The sequence below is a fragment of the uncultured Chryseobacterium sp. genome (assembly GCF_913776365.1).
Taxonomy (GTDB): Bacteria; Bacteroidota; Bacteroidia; order Flavobacteriales; family Weeksellaceae; genus Chryseobacterium.
This window is the reverse complement of record NZ_CAJYMO010000295.1, coordinates 1-15,624: the sequence shown is the minus strand read 5'-3', so window position 1 is coordinate 15,624 and position 15,624 is coordinate 1. Positions and strand designations below refer to the sequence as shown.

The 15,624-nt window shown below is 45.1% G+C and carries 13 protein-coding genes and 2 pseudogenes; 3 read left to right on the top strand and 12 right to left on the bottom strand.

All coding sequences use genetic code 11. The annotated features are described in order from the left end of the window. Window positions 1–213: pseudogene (locus tag QZ735_RS15450) on the bottom strand (cysteine methyltransferase); the annotation flags it as partial. A 72-nt stretch (window positions 214–285) separates the two neighbouring features. Further along, a complete protein-coding gene (gene speB, locus QZ735_RS15445) occupies window positions 286–1,143 on the bottom strand; it encodes an agmatinase (RefSeq protein ID WP_294250151.1) in 858 nt (285 codons plus the stop codon). Between the two features lie 410 nt (window positions 1,144–1,553). Between speB and QZ735_RS15440 the strand changes: the two genes are divergently transcribed. After that, a complete protein-coding gene (locus QZ735_RS15440) occupies window positions 1,554–2,216 on the top strand; it encodes an HAD family phosphatase (RefSeq protein ID WP_294250149.1) in 663 nt (220 codons plus the stop codon). Window positions 2,217–2,374: 158 nt separating this feature from the next. On the opposite strand, the gene QZ735_RS15435 is transcribed toward QZ735_RS15440, so the two are convergent. The 3 genes from QZ735_RS15435 to QZ735_RS15425 all read right to left on the bottom strand — a co-directional run bounded on the left by QZ735_RS15435 (window position 2,375) and on the right by QZ735_RS15425 (window position 5,222). Further along, window positions 2,375–3,769 carry an arginine decarboxylase gene (locus tag QZ735_RS15435; RefSeq protein WP_294250147.1) on the bottom strand — a complete coding sequence of 465 codons (1,395 nt, stop codon included), beginning with the start codon at window positions 3,767–3,769 and terminating at the stop codon, window positions 2,375–2,377. Between the two features lie 264 nt (window positions 3,770–4,033). Further along, a complete protein-coding gene (locus QZ735_RS15430) occupies window positions 4,034–4,663 on the bottom strand; it encodes a thiamine diphosphokinase (protein WP_294250144.1) in 630 nt (209 codons plus the stop codon). Then, the gene (locus tag QZ735_RS15425; RefSeq protein WP_294250141.1) at window positions 4,653–5,222 is read right to left on the bottom strand and encodes a cob(I)yrinic acid a,c-diamide adenosyltransferase; all 570 of its coding nucleotides are present in this window, start codon (window positions 5,220–5,222) and stop codon (window positions 4,653–4,655) included. Before QZ735_RS15425 ends, QZ735_RS15430 begins: the two co-directional genes overlap by 11 nt. Before the next feature lie 134 nt (window positions 5,223–5,356). On the opposite strand from QZ735_RS15425, the gene QZ735_RS15420 reads away from it, so the two are divergent. After that, window positions 5,357–5,578: a hypothetical protein gene (locus QZ735_RS15420; protein ID WP_294250139.1), complete on the top strand. Its 222-nt coding sequence runs from the start codon at window positions 5,357–5,359 to the stop codon at window positions 5,576–5,578. A 430-nt stretch (window positions 5,579–6,008) separates the two neighbouring features. Continuing rightward, window positions 6,009–6,500: a DinB family protein gene (locus QZ735_RS15415; protein ID WP_294250136.1), complete on the top strand. Its 492-nt coding sequence runs from the start codon at window positions 6,009–6,011 to the stop codon at window positions 6,498–6,500. Window positions 6,501–7,178: 678 nt separating this feature from the next. Here the strand turns inward: QZ735_RS15415 and QZ735_RS15410 are convergent. From QZ735_RS15410 to QZ735_RS15380, 7 genes and pseudogenes are all read right to left on the bottom strand, one after another. Beyond that, window positions 7,179–8,135, bottom strand: coding sequence for a YafY family protein (locus QZ735_RS15410; RefSeq protein ID WP_294250134.1), 957 nt, complete (start codon window positions 8,133–8,135; stop codon window positions 7,179–7,181). Between the two features lie 150 nt (window positions 8,136–8,285). Next, window positions 8,286–10,010: an ABC transporter ATP-binding protein gene (locus QZ735_RS15405; protein ID WP_294250156.1), complete on the bottom strand. Its 1,725-nt coding sequence runs from the start codon at window positions 10,008–10,010 to the stop codon at window positions 8,286–8,288. Between the two features lie 738 nt (window positions 10,011–10,748). Further along, window positions 10,749–11,474, bottom strand: a pseudogene (gene lptB, locus QZ735_RS15400) (LPS export ABC transporter ATP-binding protein); the annotation flags it as partial. 210 nt (window positions 11,475–11,684) lie between these two features. Beyond that, window positions 11,685–12,125: a hypothetical protein gene (locus QZ735_RS15395; protein WP_294250130.1), complete on the bottom strand. Its 441-nt coding sequence runs from the start codon at window positions 12,123–12,125 to the stop codon at window positions 11,685–11,687. Between the two features lie 278 nt (window positions 12,126–12,403). Next, window positions 12,404–13,753, bottom strand: coding sequence for an alpha-amylase family glycosyl hydrolase (locus QZ735_RS15390; protein WP_294250127.1), 1,350 nt, complete (start codon window positions 13,751–13,753; stop codon window positions 12,404–12,406). A gap of 263 nt (window positions 13,754–14,016) precedes the next feature. Then, window positions 14,017–14,376: an XRE family transcriptional regulator gene (locus tag QZ735_RS15385; RefSeq protein ID WP_294250125.1), complete on the bottom strand. Its 360-nt coding sequence runs from the start codon at window positions 14,374–14,376 to the stop codon at window positions 14,017–14,019. Between the two features lie 693 nt (window positions 14,377–15,069). Next, on the bottom strand, window positions 15,070–15,624 hold a 555-nt coding region (locus QZ735_RS15380), incomplete at its 5' end, for a hypothetical protein (protein WP_294250120.1).

Genomic DNA, 15,624 nt, shown 5'->3' with positions numbered 1-15,624 from the left:
GCTTTTAGCGTGCTCCAGGCTGATGAACTGCAGGAATTTTTTCGGGCTTGTCCCTGCCCAGTCGGAAAAGAGCTTCTGGAAATGGGCCGGGCTCAGATGAACCTGGCCGGCTATTTCCTCCAGTCCCGGCTGTTGCCTGAAGTTTTTCTGGAGATATTCTATGGCAGTGGCAATCCGCTGATAATCGATCTGACTTTGTGTAGACGTAGACATATCATTTATTTTGTGTTACCCTGCAAATTTCCGGAAAACAGGCGGCAGAAAAAATCCGGTTCCTGCGGAATTTTAATTATTGCTGTTAATGTGGTAATATGCCAGCATTTTGTAATAGAGCTTGGCAGCCAGGAAAGCGCTTGGTTTTGCCATCGGCGAATCCATCAGCTCAACAATATCAAATGCCACCACGTTACATTTTTCAAAAACTCTTCTCAGCAGTTCCAGGGTTGGGTACCACTGCAGTCCGCCCGGTTCGGGAGTTCCGGTAGAAGGAGCGATGGAAGGATCAAATGCATCCAGGTCAATGGTAATATAGACGTTTCCGGAAACTTTCTCCAGTACATCATTTACCCAATTTTCATTATTAGCGATTTCGTGAGCAAAAAACACTCTTCCTTCCGGTAAATACTGCGCTTCCTCGATATCCATGGAACGGATTCCCACCTGCACCAGGTTATGTTTCTGGCTGGCCTCAAATACCGCGCAGGCATGGTTGGAGGTTGAACCGTGAAATTCCGGACGGAGATCGGTGTGGGCATCCAGCTGAAGAACGGTCAGGTTCTCAAACTTCTCTCCCACGGCACGGATCGATCCGATAGAAACGGAATGTTCGCCGCCGAAAAGCGTAAACAGCTTCCCGTCATGGTCCAGCAATTCTTTTGTTTTCTGATAAACGGCTTCCGTCATGGCTTCCGGAGAAGAATTTTCTGCAATTTCCCCTGCCATGTATACGCCTTCAAGATAAGGTTCCGTCTGGGTTTCAATGTCGTAAAGCTCCATATTTTCGGAAGCATCCAGGAACAGCTCAGGGCCTTTGTCGGCGCCTTTGCCCCAGGTGGAGGTCCCGTCATAAGGAACGGTAACCAGCATTACTTTCGAGTTTTCCAGGGATGCATTTTCTTCAGGAATTCCTGCGTATGTTCTCATGTGTTCTGTACAATTAAATGATTTCGGCAAAGATACGAAAAACTTGGATGATGGCTGATGGATGGTTGATAGTTGATAGTTAATGGATGATGGTTGATGGTTGATAGTTGATGGATGATGGATGATGGATGATGGATGGTGGATGGTGGATGGTGGATGGTGGATGGTGGATGGATAGCAAAATTAAAATGTCCTGAGTTCAGGATGACGAACTTAGGAATATATTTCTGTTAATTTTTTAGTCAGGCTGAATGTATAACAATGCAATCTCCCTGATGGTCTGGCGATGATTACGCAGATTCGGATGGATAAAATCTGCATAAATCCCTCTGATCAGAAGGCATGCATCGGGTCTTCCGCAGTTTTTTCCCTTCCTGCAAAATCATTATCTTTGTTGAAACTTTATTTTTATGCCTTTACAAGCTGTGCTGTTCGATATGGATGGCGTTATTGTGGATACGGAACCGCTGCACAGAAAAGCTTATTTCAAAACCTTTACCGATCTGGGTATCGAGGTCTCCGAAGGTCTGTATACTTCATTTACCGGAGCTTCTACCAAACGGGTATGTGAAACCCTGATCCGTGAATTCGGGCTTTCCCATTCCTATGAAAGCATCGCAGAGATCAAAAGGAATTATTTCAAGGAATATTTTTATAATGATGAAGACTTCGATCTGATCCCGGGAGTCCGTGAGCTGATCCGGCACTATCATGAAAATGGCATTACCCTGATCCTGGCTTCTTCAGCCACCATGACCACCATCAATATGGTGTTTGAAAAGTTCGGGCTGGAACCTTATTTCTCAGGCAAGATCAGCGGTGCCGACCTGAAGGAGTCCAAACCTCACCCTGAGGTGTTTCAGCGGGCAGCGGAAATGGCCGGCGAACCGGTTGAAAACTGTATGGTGATTGAAGATTCCACAAACGGGATCCTGGCTGCCCACCGCGCGCTTATTTTCTGTGCCGCCTACAGAAGCCCGCATTCCAAAAATCAGGATTATACGCTGGCAGATACGGTGGTTTCAGATTATTCGGACCTGGAACTTGATAAGATTAAGCAGTATTTTGATTAAACCTCATCGGTTTTCGAAAACCTGTGAGGTTTTAAACCCCAAAAAATAAAACAGGCTGTCCAAATTTTGAACAGCCTGTTTTTTATAGACTTTTATCAATATCAGTTAAAAGAGCTGAAGCCTTTTTTACTGATACAAAAAATTACATTTCGAAGTTCTTATTTATATCCTAAAATTTTCAGAACATCTTCCGGCTCCTGCCTTTCACGGAAAATCTCGTACTGGAGTTCCCCGTTTTCGTCCTTCTGGATGAGAATATGCCGTGGCTGCGGCATCAGGCAGTGATGGATTCCCCCGAAACCGCTGATGGTCTCCTGATAGGCTCCGGTATGGAAAAACCCGATATACAGAGGCTTGGTATCGCTGAATACCGGCAGATAAATCGCATTAGTATGCTGTTCGGAATTGTAATAGTCATCGGAATCACAGGTTAACCCGCCCAGGAATACCCTTTCGTAGGTATCTTCCCAACGGTTGAGCGGAAGCATGATAAAATGTCTTGAGATCGCCCAGGTATCAGGAAGTGTGGTCATGAACGACGAGTCGATCATATTCCATTTTTCCCTGTCGTTCTGGCGTTTCTGGGAAATGATCTTGTAGATGTTTGCGCCGCTTTCCCCCACGGTAAAGCTTCCGAATTCGGTATAGATGTTCGGTTCTTCCACTCCTTCCTCTTCACAGAATTTCTTGATCTGGGAAACGATTTCCTCTACCATGTACTGGTAATCGTAATCAAAGTTCAGGGAAGTCTTGATCGGGAAGCCGCCGCCGATGTTGAGAGAGTCTACCTCAGGAGCAATCTTTTTCAGACGTGCATATACCCGGAGGCATTTGTACAGCTCGTTCCAGTAATAAGCCGTATCCTTGATTCCGGTATTGATGAAAAAGTGGAGCATCTTCAGCCTGGCATTCGGATGTTCGGCGATTTTCTGGGAATAATACGGGATGATGTCCTTGTATCCGATCCCCAGCCTGGAGGTATAAAATTCGAATTTCGGTTCTTCTTCGGAAGCAATCCGGATTCCGATATCGAAAGTGGTGTCGATACTTTCCGTAAGCTTATCCAGTTCGCGGTAATTATCCAGGATCGGCGTAATATTTTCAAAGCCGTTGTTGATCATGTCTGAAATTTTCGCCAGGTAATCGTCCGTTTTAAAGCCGTTGCAGATTACTTCGATATCCTTGCTCACTTTTCCGTTCTCATACAGGGATTTTACGATATCCATATCGTAGGCGGAAGAAGTCTCTATGGAAATATCGTTTTTCAATGCCTCTTCCAACACGAATTTGAAATGGCTGGATTTGGTACAATAACAATACGTATAGTTTTTCTTATATTCGGTTTTCTCAAAAGCACCTTTAAACCAGCTCTTGGCTTTCTGGATATTCTGGGAAATTCTCGGCAGGTAGCTAATCTTTAGCGGAGTGCCGAATTTTTCAACAACTTCCATAAGGGGAATGTCGTGAAACAACAAATTGTTCTCAGAAACATTGAATTCCTCCGTAGGGAAATACAACGTCTGATCAATCAGTTCCGAGTATTTTATTTTCATTTCTAAACAAGTGAATTAAGAAATGCAAAATTGCTAAAAAAGTTTGGTTTTTGAGCGTTAAATTTATTATAATTTTTCAATGTAAAGTAAGCACTTTTTCCGGTGCTGAGTGATCTGACGGAACCCGCTGGCGAAAAAAAACGGAACAGGTTGACCGATAAGACCTTTATTTACGGAAATGCATACAGCTTTGCAGAAACCTGAAAAATTCATAAATAAGCCAGCCTCTCAATCAGTTCATTCTGCTGTCTTGTGGATAATGGATCACGGGTATTCCTTACTGACAAATACCAGCAGTGCCCCCTTTTCATATTCAATAGCAACTTCATCATCAACAGCAAAATTCCGGGTTCCTATTCTCGACGTGATGCTTAAGCTTCCGTTGGTCAAAGGCCAGTTCAGTCCCCGGGTGGTTATATTTTCAACGGCCGGGAACGGATACAGGGAAACCATTTTGTTCTTTACCCCTTGTAAGACCACTTTTTCCGGAACAAAATAATAGGTGGAAAAAGCATCACAGAACCTGATGTCCATCTGCTCTTTAAAGGCGAAAGCTACTGTAAGGTTTCCCAGGAAATGGTCCTGCTCACCTCCGCTGGCCCCCAGCACGTCTACTTTCCTATACCTTTTCTCAAGGATAATTTCAAGTGCTTTATGAAAATCGGTTTTATCCTGATCGGGGGTATAAATGAACTTACCGTCATAGATCGGTTCATCTTTTCCGGAATGCGAATCAAAATCCCCGGAAATGAAGTCCAGCTTTTCCAGCGGGAACCCCATTCTTTTCAGGTAGTGAAAGGCGCCGTCGGTACAGGCAATCAGCCCGTAGTCCCCGGGATCAGGAAAAGAGGCAGGCGGATCTCCATTGATGAAGAGTAATGCTTTATCTTTCATTCGGGTTCCAGTATTCTTCAGGCTCGTTACTGATTTTGGAAATATACCGGGCCAGTACAAAAAGATAATCGGAAAGCCGGTTCAGGTACCGGATGAGTTCCGGGCGTACTTCCTCCGATTCGTTCAGGAATACCAGCGATCTTTCAGCTCTCCGGCAGATGGTTCTTGCAGCATGAAGGAAAGCAGCCGCCGTTCCGCCACCGGGAAGGATAAAATACTGAAGCGGGTCCAGTTTTTCATCAAAGGCATCCATCCAGTGTTCCAATTCTTCGATCTCGGTATCGGAAATCACCAGCGGCAGCCTTGATTTTCCGTTGGCAAGCATCAGCTTATCCGCCGGAGTGGCAGCTTCGGAACCTACGGTAAACAGGTCAAACTGGATCTTCTTCAACTGGGTCAGCACTTCTTCATCCTGAATATGGCTTTTGGCAATCCCGATAAAGGAGTTCAGCTCATCGATATTCCCGTAACTTTCCACCCGGGCGCTGGCTTTGGAAACGCGGGTACCCCCGTACAATGCGGTCTGGCCCCTGTCCCCTGTTTTTGTATAAATTTTCATAAGACTAAAATACTTTATTCCGGCAAGGCTGACAAATATTTCTCCCGGTTCCGCTTTAATAAACCAAAGGGAAAGCTTCCTGATCAGTGATCAAATGCCTATATTTGTTTACTCTTTCATTTCACTCATGCCCTATGAATACTTTAGATCTTATCCTGATTGTACTTTCCTTTCCTGTCATGATAACGATGATATTTTTCAGCTTCCGCAGACTTTTACAAGCAGAAAAAAGGCTGCGAAGCAAAAGTACGGGTGACAAAAGAAAAGGGATAGCTATGATGAAAAATATAGCCGCAGAAAGCAAGGCTGAAATGATATCCGGAATAGGCCTGGGGATTTTTAAGCATTGGCTTTAAAACATTCCGTTCTGTCAGGGGATGTTCCAGATCAGGCATACATAAGATTAAGGAAACGTCAGCCATACAAAAAAGATCACCCTCACATATATTCTTATTTTATTGATTATCAAATATAAACAGATAACACCTCCGGAACTTTCAGATTTTTCATTTTAGCGCCCATGCATTAAACCGCCATCATCAAATTATAAATTTCCGCTCATCTTTATATTTCTATTAACCGGAATAAAAATGACCGGTCAGAAGACCGGTCACCTCAAATTATTTATTTACGTCCACAGGGATGTAAGTATGACTGGTAAACGGGAATTGCTGCAAATTATTTTTGAAAAATGAAAAAAAAGAACAGCAGTAAAATCCTGCTGACAGGCTGTTGTCACCATCCGGATTTATCTTTGCTGTACAATAACAAACAAAAAAATAAATCATGACAGCAACCACAGCGACTTCCCCGAAATTTATGACTTCCCAACAGATTCTCGAGCACTGGCAGGGCCACCGGAACCTGACCAGAAGGACCATCGAAGCCTTTCCGGAGAAAGAATTATTCGAGTTTTCAATCGGCGGACTACGGCCGTTTGCCAAACTTGCCGTAGAACTGATCAGCATTGGCGGACCGGGCACCAAAGGAATCGTAGAACAGCAGATGGAACCATACGACGACGAAAAATTCGTTTCGAAAAGCAAAGCGGAACTCCTTGAGAAATGGGATGAGGAAACGGAAGTCATCAACCGGTATTTCGCACAGATTACGGAAGAACGCTTCCAGGAAAGCTTTAATCTTTTCGGACAGTATGAATTTCCGGTATACCAGAACATTTTGTATTTTATCGACAATGAAGTGCATCACCGCGGGCAGGGCTTTGTTTACCTGAGAGCCTTGGGAATCGAGCCGCCGTTTTTCTGGGAACGGTTTTAATTCAAATCAACTGATCCGTCTAATAAAAAAGCTTTCAGGAAATGCCTGAAAGCTTTTTCATCGTAAAGTAATGCCGGTCTGTATTAAGCACAATATCAGAGAAACAGGCTTCGGCCCATTTTATCAGGATGATCATGAAAAGTTGAGGCAAAAACCCATATTTATAATAAGTTTCGGCTGAAAGCGATGCACAAAACGCATATTTCAGAAAGGTTAAAAACCCGTACCCATCTAGCATTCAATAGAAATGGGCTTTAGCCATTTTACCAGGATAATGATGAAAACGCTTTAGTGCAAACCTATATGCGCATTTTGATGTGCGCGCGGCCAAATAAGTTTCGGATGAAGCTAATGCACAAAACGCATATTTCAGAATGGGTTAAAAACCCGTCCCTATCTAGCATTCAATAGAAATGGGCTTTAGCCCATTTTACCAGGATAATGATGAAAACGCTTTAGCGCAAACCTATATGCGCATTTTGATGTGCACGCAGCCAAATAAGTTTCGGCTGAAGCCAATGCACAAAACGCATATTTCAGAATGGGTTAAAAACCCGTCCCTATTAAAACCCGTGCCTTTTTAATAAAATGCAGAATAAACGATTCCAAACAATACCAGACGATACAGGCACAAAAATTTTATACAATTGATTGATTTGATTTATGGTTTACGGTTGATCAGACTGTAATTTTTTTTGATATACCGGCCATCAGCTGCTCCAGGCTGTCCCTGAGCGATTCGGGTTCCAGGATTTCAGCATGGTCGGCAAAGGTAATGAGCCAGCGCGGAAACCCTTCTTTGATCCAGTCGGTTTCGAAAATCATCTCAACGCCGTTATCACGTTCAATCTCTCCGGTCAGACCATAGTATATTTTTGAGTTGGTAAGATGTCCGATGATGGCCTTGTTTACCAACAGCCTCACACGGGTTTTGTTTCCGCCCGGGGCCTGCCGGTAATCATTGATCTGGCCGTACTCCTGCAGGAACGGCTGATCCGTTTTCAGAATCTTCAGAATCCGGTCTGCACGGAACTGTCTGAAATCATTTCTCAGGGTACAGAAAGCCATGATGTACCAGTAATTGAACTCGAAGAAGACGCCTACCACCTCTATGACTCTCTCGGAAACAACGGAGTCTGCCGTTTCATATTGAATCGTAATCTGTTTTTTCTCGGCAATACTTTCCAGGATGAGCGGGATGATGTTCCGGGTGCGGTCTTCGGTTTTAGGATGGTAGTCAAAGACGTCGATCTGTTTTTCAATATGGCCTATCAGGTTCCGGTCTGAAAATTTCAGTACGGAACGCACTTTTTCCATGGCAGTCTGGTAATGATTCCCCAGGCTCTCGTGCAGGAATTTTTTCATCAGCTTTTCCGCCGTGATGAAACTGAGGACTTCTTCTTTCGTAAACATAACGGGTGGCAGCTTATAGCCTTCCATCAGCGAATACCCGCTTCCGGCTTCCCCTACGATCGGGATCCCTGCATTCTCCAGGGTCTTTACATCCCGGTAAATGGTCCGGATGCTGACATCAAATTTTTCCGCAAGATCCCGGGCTTTCACCAGCGGCCTGGACTGCAGCTGCGTCAGAATGGCAGTTATACGGTCGAGCTTTTTAAGATATTGGTCGTTCATTTTTTATACATGATTGATAAGTGATGACTGATTATTGGTCACATCATCCTACGATATCATTAATACATTGTTCCACTGTTACATTATTACATTGTCATATTGTTACATCGTTACATCGTTACATTGTTACATTGTTAAATTGTTACATTACTACATCTTCAGACTATTGACCAGTTTATCCAGGTTCAGGCTCCTGGCAGACGCATCGAAGATTTCCCGATAGGTACCGTTGCGCTGCACCAATTGGCTATGGGTTCCGCTCTCCACTACCTTTCCTTTTTTCATCACATAAATGGTATCCGCATCGAGGATCTGAGACAGCGAGTGGGAAATAATTACCACCGTCCGGCCTTCTTTAATGGCATCCAGTGAATTCTTGATCTGTTCGGTGGCGATCGCATCCAGGCTGGCGGTAGGCTCATCCAGGAAAATCACCGGTGGATTCTTCAGGAACAGGCGGGCAATGGCAATCCGTTGCTGCTGGCCGCCGGACAGTTGGGTGGCGTCATGCTGATACCCTTCCGGAAGATCCAGGATCTGGTCATGAAGATATGCTTTCCGTGCGGCTTCTTCAATTTCACTGAAATCCGCATGCATATTCCCGTAGCGGATGTTGTCTTCAATGCTTCCCTGGAAGATATGGTTTTTCTGCAGCACAAGTCCCAGGTCGTCCCGCAGGAAGGTATTGTCGAAATCATTAAGATCTACCCGATCCAGCAGGATTTCCCCGGAATCCGGAAGGTAGAATTTACATAAGAGGTTGATTACGGTAGACTTCCCGGCTCCGCTCAGTCCCACAAGCGCTGTGGTCTTGCCGTTTTCAAAGGTCATGGAAACTTCATCCAGGGCTTTGGTGCCGTTGGGATACGTAAAGCTTACCTTTTTAAGCTCAAAATTCCCTTTGATGTCTTTTTCTATGAAATTGCCGTTCGGTTCCTTTTCTTCATCTGCATTAAGGATATCGAAATATCCTTCGGCATAGATCATGGCATCGTTCATATCGTCATAAATACGGTGGAGCTGCCGGATCGGTGCGGAAACATTATTGAACAGCATGATGTGCAGCATAATGGCACCGATGGTCATCTGCTGGTCGAGCACCAGATATACCGTAAGAAGGATGATCAGTACGACTCCGAACTGTTCGATGAAAGTCTTCAGCCCGTCGTAAATGAAGTTGGTTTTCCGGGTGAACAGCTGGCTTTCCATCAGCTGCATCTGCAGGTCGTATTGTTTTTTGCCCTCGAATTTCTCGCGCACGAAGCTTTTGATGACCATGATGGAATTAATCAGATTCAGCAGTCCCGAAGTCTTCTGCTCGCGCTGATTCCTCAGTGTCCTTCTCACACCGCTCAGCTTTCTGGCCTGCAGGGAACTGACATAAAAATAAACAGGGACAATAACGGTGGAAACCAGGCCTACGTAGACGTTCTGAAGGTACATAATCACCAATGCAATCAATGAGTTGGAGAACAGCGGCAGCATATCGATGAAAAAATTCTGAACCAGCCGGGTAAGGCTCTCAATACCGCGGTCGATCCTGATCTGGAGTTTCCCGGATTCATGGTTTTCATCGGTAAAATAAGCCACACGGTAAGTCAGGATCCTGTCAATGGCCGACTGGGCCAGTACCGAACTTACATTGATCCTTATTTTTTCGCCGTAAAACTTCTGTCCGAAATTGATAAAAATGTTCAGCAGCTCTTTTCCCAAAAGGATTACTGAGATCACCACCAGGATGTGAATGCCTTCCGACATGGGATGCGGAAGCTTGGTGAGTTCGGTAACTTCATCCACGGTATATTTCAGGACCAGCGGATTGACCTGTGCTGCCAGAGCACCGATAAAAGTCAGCAGGAGCGTCCCGTAGATCATCAGCCGGTACGGACGGATGAAGGGAACCAGCTGCTTATAAATCCCGTACAGCGTAACGGTTCTGTTAAAAGGTTTTGCCATAGATGAGTTGTTTGCCGGAAAAGATCCCGTTCCAGGATAAAAGGTACGTTTTATTCTATTTTCAGGCAAATCTCAGGGATCTGGATTATAAAGAAAGGCATGAAAGCGTTCAGCTTTACTGCCTGTAAGCAATACAGAATATTACGTTTCGGAAGAATCCGGATCAGCAGAATGTTATCCGGAACCGGATTAAAACGTTTTTTATTGATCCATGATCATGAATGGTTTAGCCGCTTTATCCAAAAATAACATCCACCGATCAATAGCTGTGGCTTCAGTGCCATACGACTAAGGTGAAGTTCAGTTTTTATCCTGATCCGTTTATCCTTCGTACAGATACGTCGTCAGGTAATGCAGTTCCGGTTTCCCGGCAGCTCTGGATTCAGCTTCCGCCTGTTCCAGCGGATATTGGGAGTTGATTTCTTTTCTCTGAAAGGCAAAGGAATTGTTCCCATTTTTATCAACCACTTCATTGAAGATGTGCTGGATCTCAGAATTACCTAGGGAAGCGAAACTGATGTCCTCAAAACCATGCATCAGTCTGAGGTCGTCAAACTGGGAAAAATTATTGTCTACAAATGCCTGAAACTGGGCTTTAGACTCAAAATTACCACCCCAGATGTTATAGGCATAGGTTTTCTTCTTCGGTTTGTCGAGGATGCTCTGGTAGACGAAGTTTTCTCCCAGATAAGCTTCCCGTACCTGCGGATCATTGGCCAGTTCTTCCGGAAGGCCTTCTTTCAGGATCCTTCCTTCAAACATGATGTACGTTTTATTGGTAATGGCCAGCGTCTGCTGTACGTTATGATCGGTAATCAGGATGCCGATGTTCTTATCGACCAGGCTTCTTACGATTTTCTGGATGTCTTCCACGGCAATCGGGTCTACTCCGGCAAAAGGCTCATCCAGAAGGATAAAGCTCGGATCGGTGGCCAGACAGCGGGCAATTTCAGTTCTCCTCCGCTCTCCTCCGGAGAGAAGGTCGCCCCGGTTTTTGCGCACGTGCTGAAGGGAAAATTCTTCCACCAGCTCATCGCATTTCATCTGCTGTTCCTTCTTTGAAAGCCTGGTAAGCTGAAGCACGCCCATGATGTTTTCTTCCACGGAAAGTTTCCGGAACACCGAGGCTTCCTGGGCAAGGTACCCGATGCCTTTTTGGGCCCTGCGGTACATGGCATCAGTGGTAATTTCCTGCTTGTCGAGGAATATTTTACCGGAAGTGGGCTTTACCAGGCCTACGATCATGTAAAACGAAGTGGTTTTCCCGGCACCGTTCGGGCCGAGCAATCCTACAATTTCGCCCTGCTGAACCTGCACTGAAACCCCTTTTACTACTTTTTTGGGACCGTATTCCTTGATTAAGTTTTCTCCGCGTAAAATCATAGCGCAAAGATAAAGTTTTTTTGAATTGGACAGCGTGATAAAAGACCGGCGTGCCGACTTTTATGAAATTTTAAGAAGCTGCGGGGAATCCTTTTCTGATGAAACGGTTTGCTTCCCAGGCGTGAAGCTATTGTACGGTAACAGGGGATCCCGCCCGGATCATTCTCTGCCGGTGGATATGATGGTTACCCTCCTGTTCACCTCATTCAGCTACCAGATTTCCTGGATCTGATGGCTGACGGTATTGACGAAAAATGCCTGCCCCTTTCCCAGTCCGGCCATTGCTTTTACCAGCGGCGATTCCGGTGAGACTGTCATGATTTTGACGTTATCAGACATCACTTCCCCCACGGAAGCGGAAATATAGAAGAGGCCCTTATCCGTTTTTACCAATGCTCCGTTCTGCGCTTTCACTGAAGATTCAGCGGTCATTTTCTGAACGGCCATCTGCTGGGCGGCGGTTTCATTCAGCTGTCGCTGCAGGTTATTGATCTCCTGCTGCAGCATCTCCCTTCCGGTCTCGTATTTATCGCCCATCGAACTTTTGGTATCGTTGTTGGAAGCACGGGTGGAAGCAATAAGTTCTTCAAATTTCAGCATTTTCTCAGCGATCCGGTTTTTAACGGTTTGCAGTATTTTTGATTTATCCATCTTCAGATTGATTACCTATCAGGTTTCAAATGTATTAAATAAATTCAATTGGCCGGGGCATATTCCGTGAAAAACCTGATTTTTAAATAAGGCCGGCCCTATCCTGCCGAATGTGCGGCCCGTAGAAATACAGATCAGGACGGATCAAAACCTGTTAGTATTGATGCTGTATGTAATTTTATACTGAACCTATCTTACCCTGACGGAATACCGGACATTCGTAAATACAAAATCCCCGCACGGAATGCAGGGATTCGGAGATTCGTATTTTTATGCCTCTATTTTTCGAACACGGCGTAATCGGTAACCCTGAAATTGAAGTTTTTCCCCTGGCCGAAATCTCTTTTTGTTTTTTCGAATACATTCCGGAACGAGCCGGATACACGGTCGTCCTCAATATCAAAGTTTACTGCTTCTTTGGACATATTCAAAACCACAAGAACTTCCCGGTCACCGTTCTTCCTCAGGTACGCCAGGATCTTGTCGTTGGCCGTTGTGTTCAGGAAAGTGGTCGTCACTGCCGGGTCTCCGCCTCTCAATGCCGGATTGGATGCTTTCAGGCTGAACAGGGTCTTATAAAAATCGGCCATCTGATAATTCCCGTTCCAGCGGATCGGATCTTTTTCGAAGAATTCCAGCCTTCTCATGTTCGGAAGTTCCTGTCCGGAATACAGCAGCGGAATCCCGTTCCAGGTGGCGGAAAAAACGGCCATCGGCTTGGTAATGTCCCCATACTTTTCATACTCGGTACCGTTCCAGGAATTTTCGTCGTGGTTGGAGGTAAACCAGGCCCTCATCGAAGCATCGCCGATATTGGAATACTGTACGAGCAGGTCCTTCAGCTCCTGAAGCGGCTGGTTCTTCTTATAATAGTCTTCGGATTTATGCATCCACTTCCAGGAATAGCTGGCATCGAAGACCTTCCCGTACTCGGGATTCTCGAGCTCGTCATACTCCCCGATCCAGAACAGCGGCCTGATCTTCTCCACTTCCGGCCTTGCCTGCTGCCAGAAATCCACTTCCACCCATGAAGCGAGGTCGCACCGGAAACCGTCGATCCCGGTTTCCCGGATCCAGAATTTCATGGCATCAATCATTGCCAGGCGCATTTCCGGATTTTTGTAATCAAGTTCAATGATGTCATCCATTCCTGAAGCCACATGGAATTTCCCGTCCGGATCCTTCAGGTAAAACTCTGGGTGGGTTTTGGTCCAGACATGGTCCCAGCCGGTATGGTTGGCCACCCAGTCGATGATGACTTTAAAGCCCAGCCGGTGCGCTTCATTCACCATATGCTTGAAGTCGTCCATGGTGCCGAATTCAGGATTGATGGAAGTGTAATCCGCCGCCGCATACTGACTCCCAAGGCTGCCTTTCTTGTTCTGCTGTGCGATGGGCGTCACGGGCATAAACCACAGGGTTTTCACCCCCATGGATTTCAGCCGCGGCATTTCTTTTTCAAAGGCCCTGAAGGTGCCTTCCGGGGTATACTGTCTTACGTTAACTTCATAAATATTGGTGGTGGATTTCCAGTTTTTCGGCAAATCTGTCATAGTGGTTTTTATATTTTGGGTGGTACAGGAGGCTAAGCCCAATGCCAGTACCGTCATGAGCATTACTCTTTTCATTACTACGCTTTTGACAAAAATAGGCATTGTGATCGGAAAACGGGAAAGCGGCGAAGGAAAATTTGTTAAAATATGGGCACAAGTGGGGACACTTGTGCCCAGCTTTGCCTGATGATGATGCATACGATAATATAGTGGGCAAGTGGGGACACTTGCGCCCAGCTTTGCCTGAGGATGTTACATAAGTCGATGTATTGTGCAAGTGAGGACACTTGCACCCAGCCTTACGTGATAGATACAGTTAATCCATTGTAACCGCCATGCTATTTCTGTAAAAGTTGTTGGAGCTTTATCATCATATCATCCTTTTCTTTCAGCATTCTTTCATAAAGCGCGATCTTTTCATCATGCAGCTCCATAATTTTTTCTACCGGATGAAAATTAGGATTGTATTGTACAACAGATGGCTGAGGACAATTTTCAAAAGTGATATTGGAGATCACATTGATGGCTTTCTCCTCATCAAAGCTTTTAAATGCCTCCACAGGGATTTTCAAAACTTCGGAGATCTGCTGAAGCAGGAACTCTTCAATCTGTTCTTTCTGTTCCAACATTGAAATCTTCTTCTGGTTCCATTCGTCACCCAGATCGAAAGCCAGTGCTTCCTGTTTGATGCCCAGCATTTCCCTGAACCGTTTTACGTTTCTGCCCTGATGTATTTCTTTTCCATCTGCTGTTTTTTTAATTGATTAAAAAATGGAAAGTAAAGATAAAGAAATATGCTAAAACGTAAAAATCTGTTCCGGAATAAAATATCTCTATTTTAGGTACAGGCATTTGCATCAGTGTTATTATCAGCCGGAAAATTCCTACAGCACCTGCCATCTTAGCCCCGATTGCAGCGGCATCCTTTTTTGGTATGGGATGAGCGACGGGAAAAAAGATACAGCAGAAAGCGGGAAAAAGCTCCTTATAAAAATAGATGGTGGATAGGGTTAACTGAGGCCTGAATACGGGGCACAAATGAGGACACTTGCAACCCAGCCTCGTCTGATGATTTTGCATACGACATTATATTGTGCAAGTGAGGACACTTGCGCCCAGCTTTGCCTGAAGATGTTACATAAGTCGATATATTGTGTAAGTGAGGACACTTGCACCCAGCTTTGCCGGATAATATTGCATAAGTCGATATAGAGGGCAAGTGAGGACACTTGCACCCAGCCTTTTCTGATGATGTTGCATAGTACAGTATATTGTACATTTGCGGATACTTGTGTCGCGGGCGGGATATGTGGTCAGCTGAAGTTTGGATCGGATCACGAAAAAGCCCCGAATGCTCATTCAGGGCCGTATATTTTAAAAGTTCTGCTTACTTATCTTTCGTCGTCATTGTCATCTTCATCATCGAAAACATCATCATCGTAGTCTTCTTCTTCATCATCGAAATTATCATCATCTTCATCTGCAAAGTTGTTGTTTCCTGCAAAATCATCATCAAAGCTGAAATCGTCATCCATCAACGGCATGGCCGATTTTTTCTTGGATCCGCCGGCGGTTCCGCTTTTGCTTGGCGCCTTTAAAGGAACGTTTCCGAAACGGTATACGGTAATGGGGTAATTAACGCCTTTTGTTTCTTCAATAACTTCCACTACTTCGCAGAAGAATTCCCAGAGATCAAGAAGCCCGTATTGGAACTGGGCTTTGTTGTCCCGGTTTTCAAAAGCCTCGTCTATGTATACATCCGACATAATTTCGCCGTCTCCGTCGTCGCTCATATCCTCCAGCGGAACGCTTTTTATGATTGTTCCGTCCTCTTCCAGCAGATTAAATGTGGAAAGCTCTTCTCCCTGCAGGCTGAACGCACTTTTAATCCCTAAATGTAAGTTCCATAGCGTCTGTTTCCCTTTAACTTCGATATCCCGGAAAAT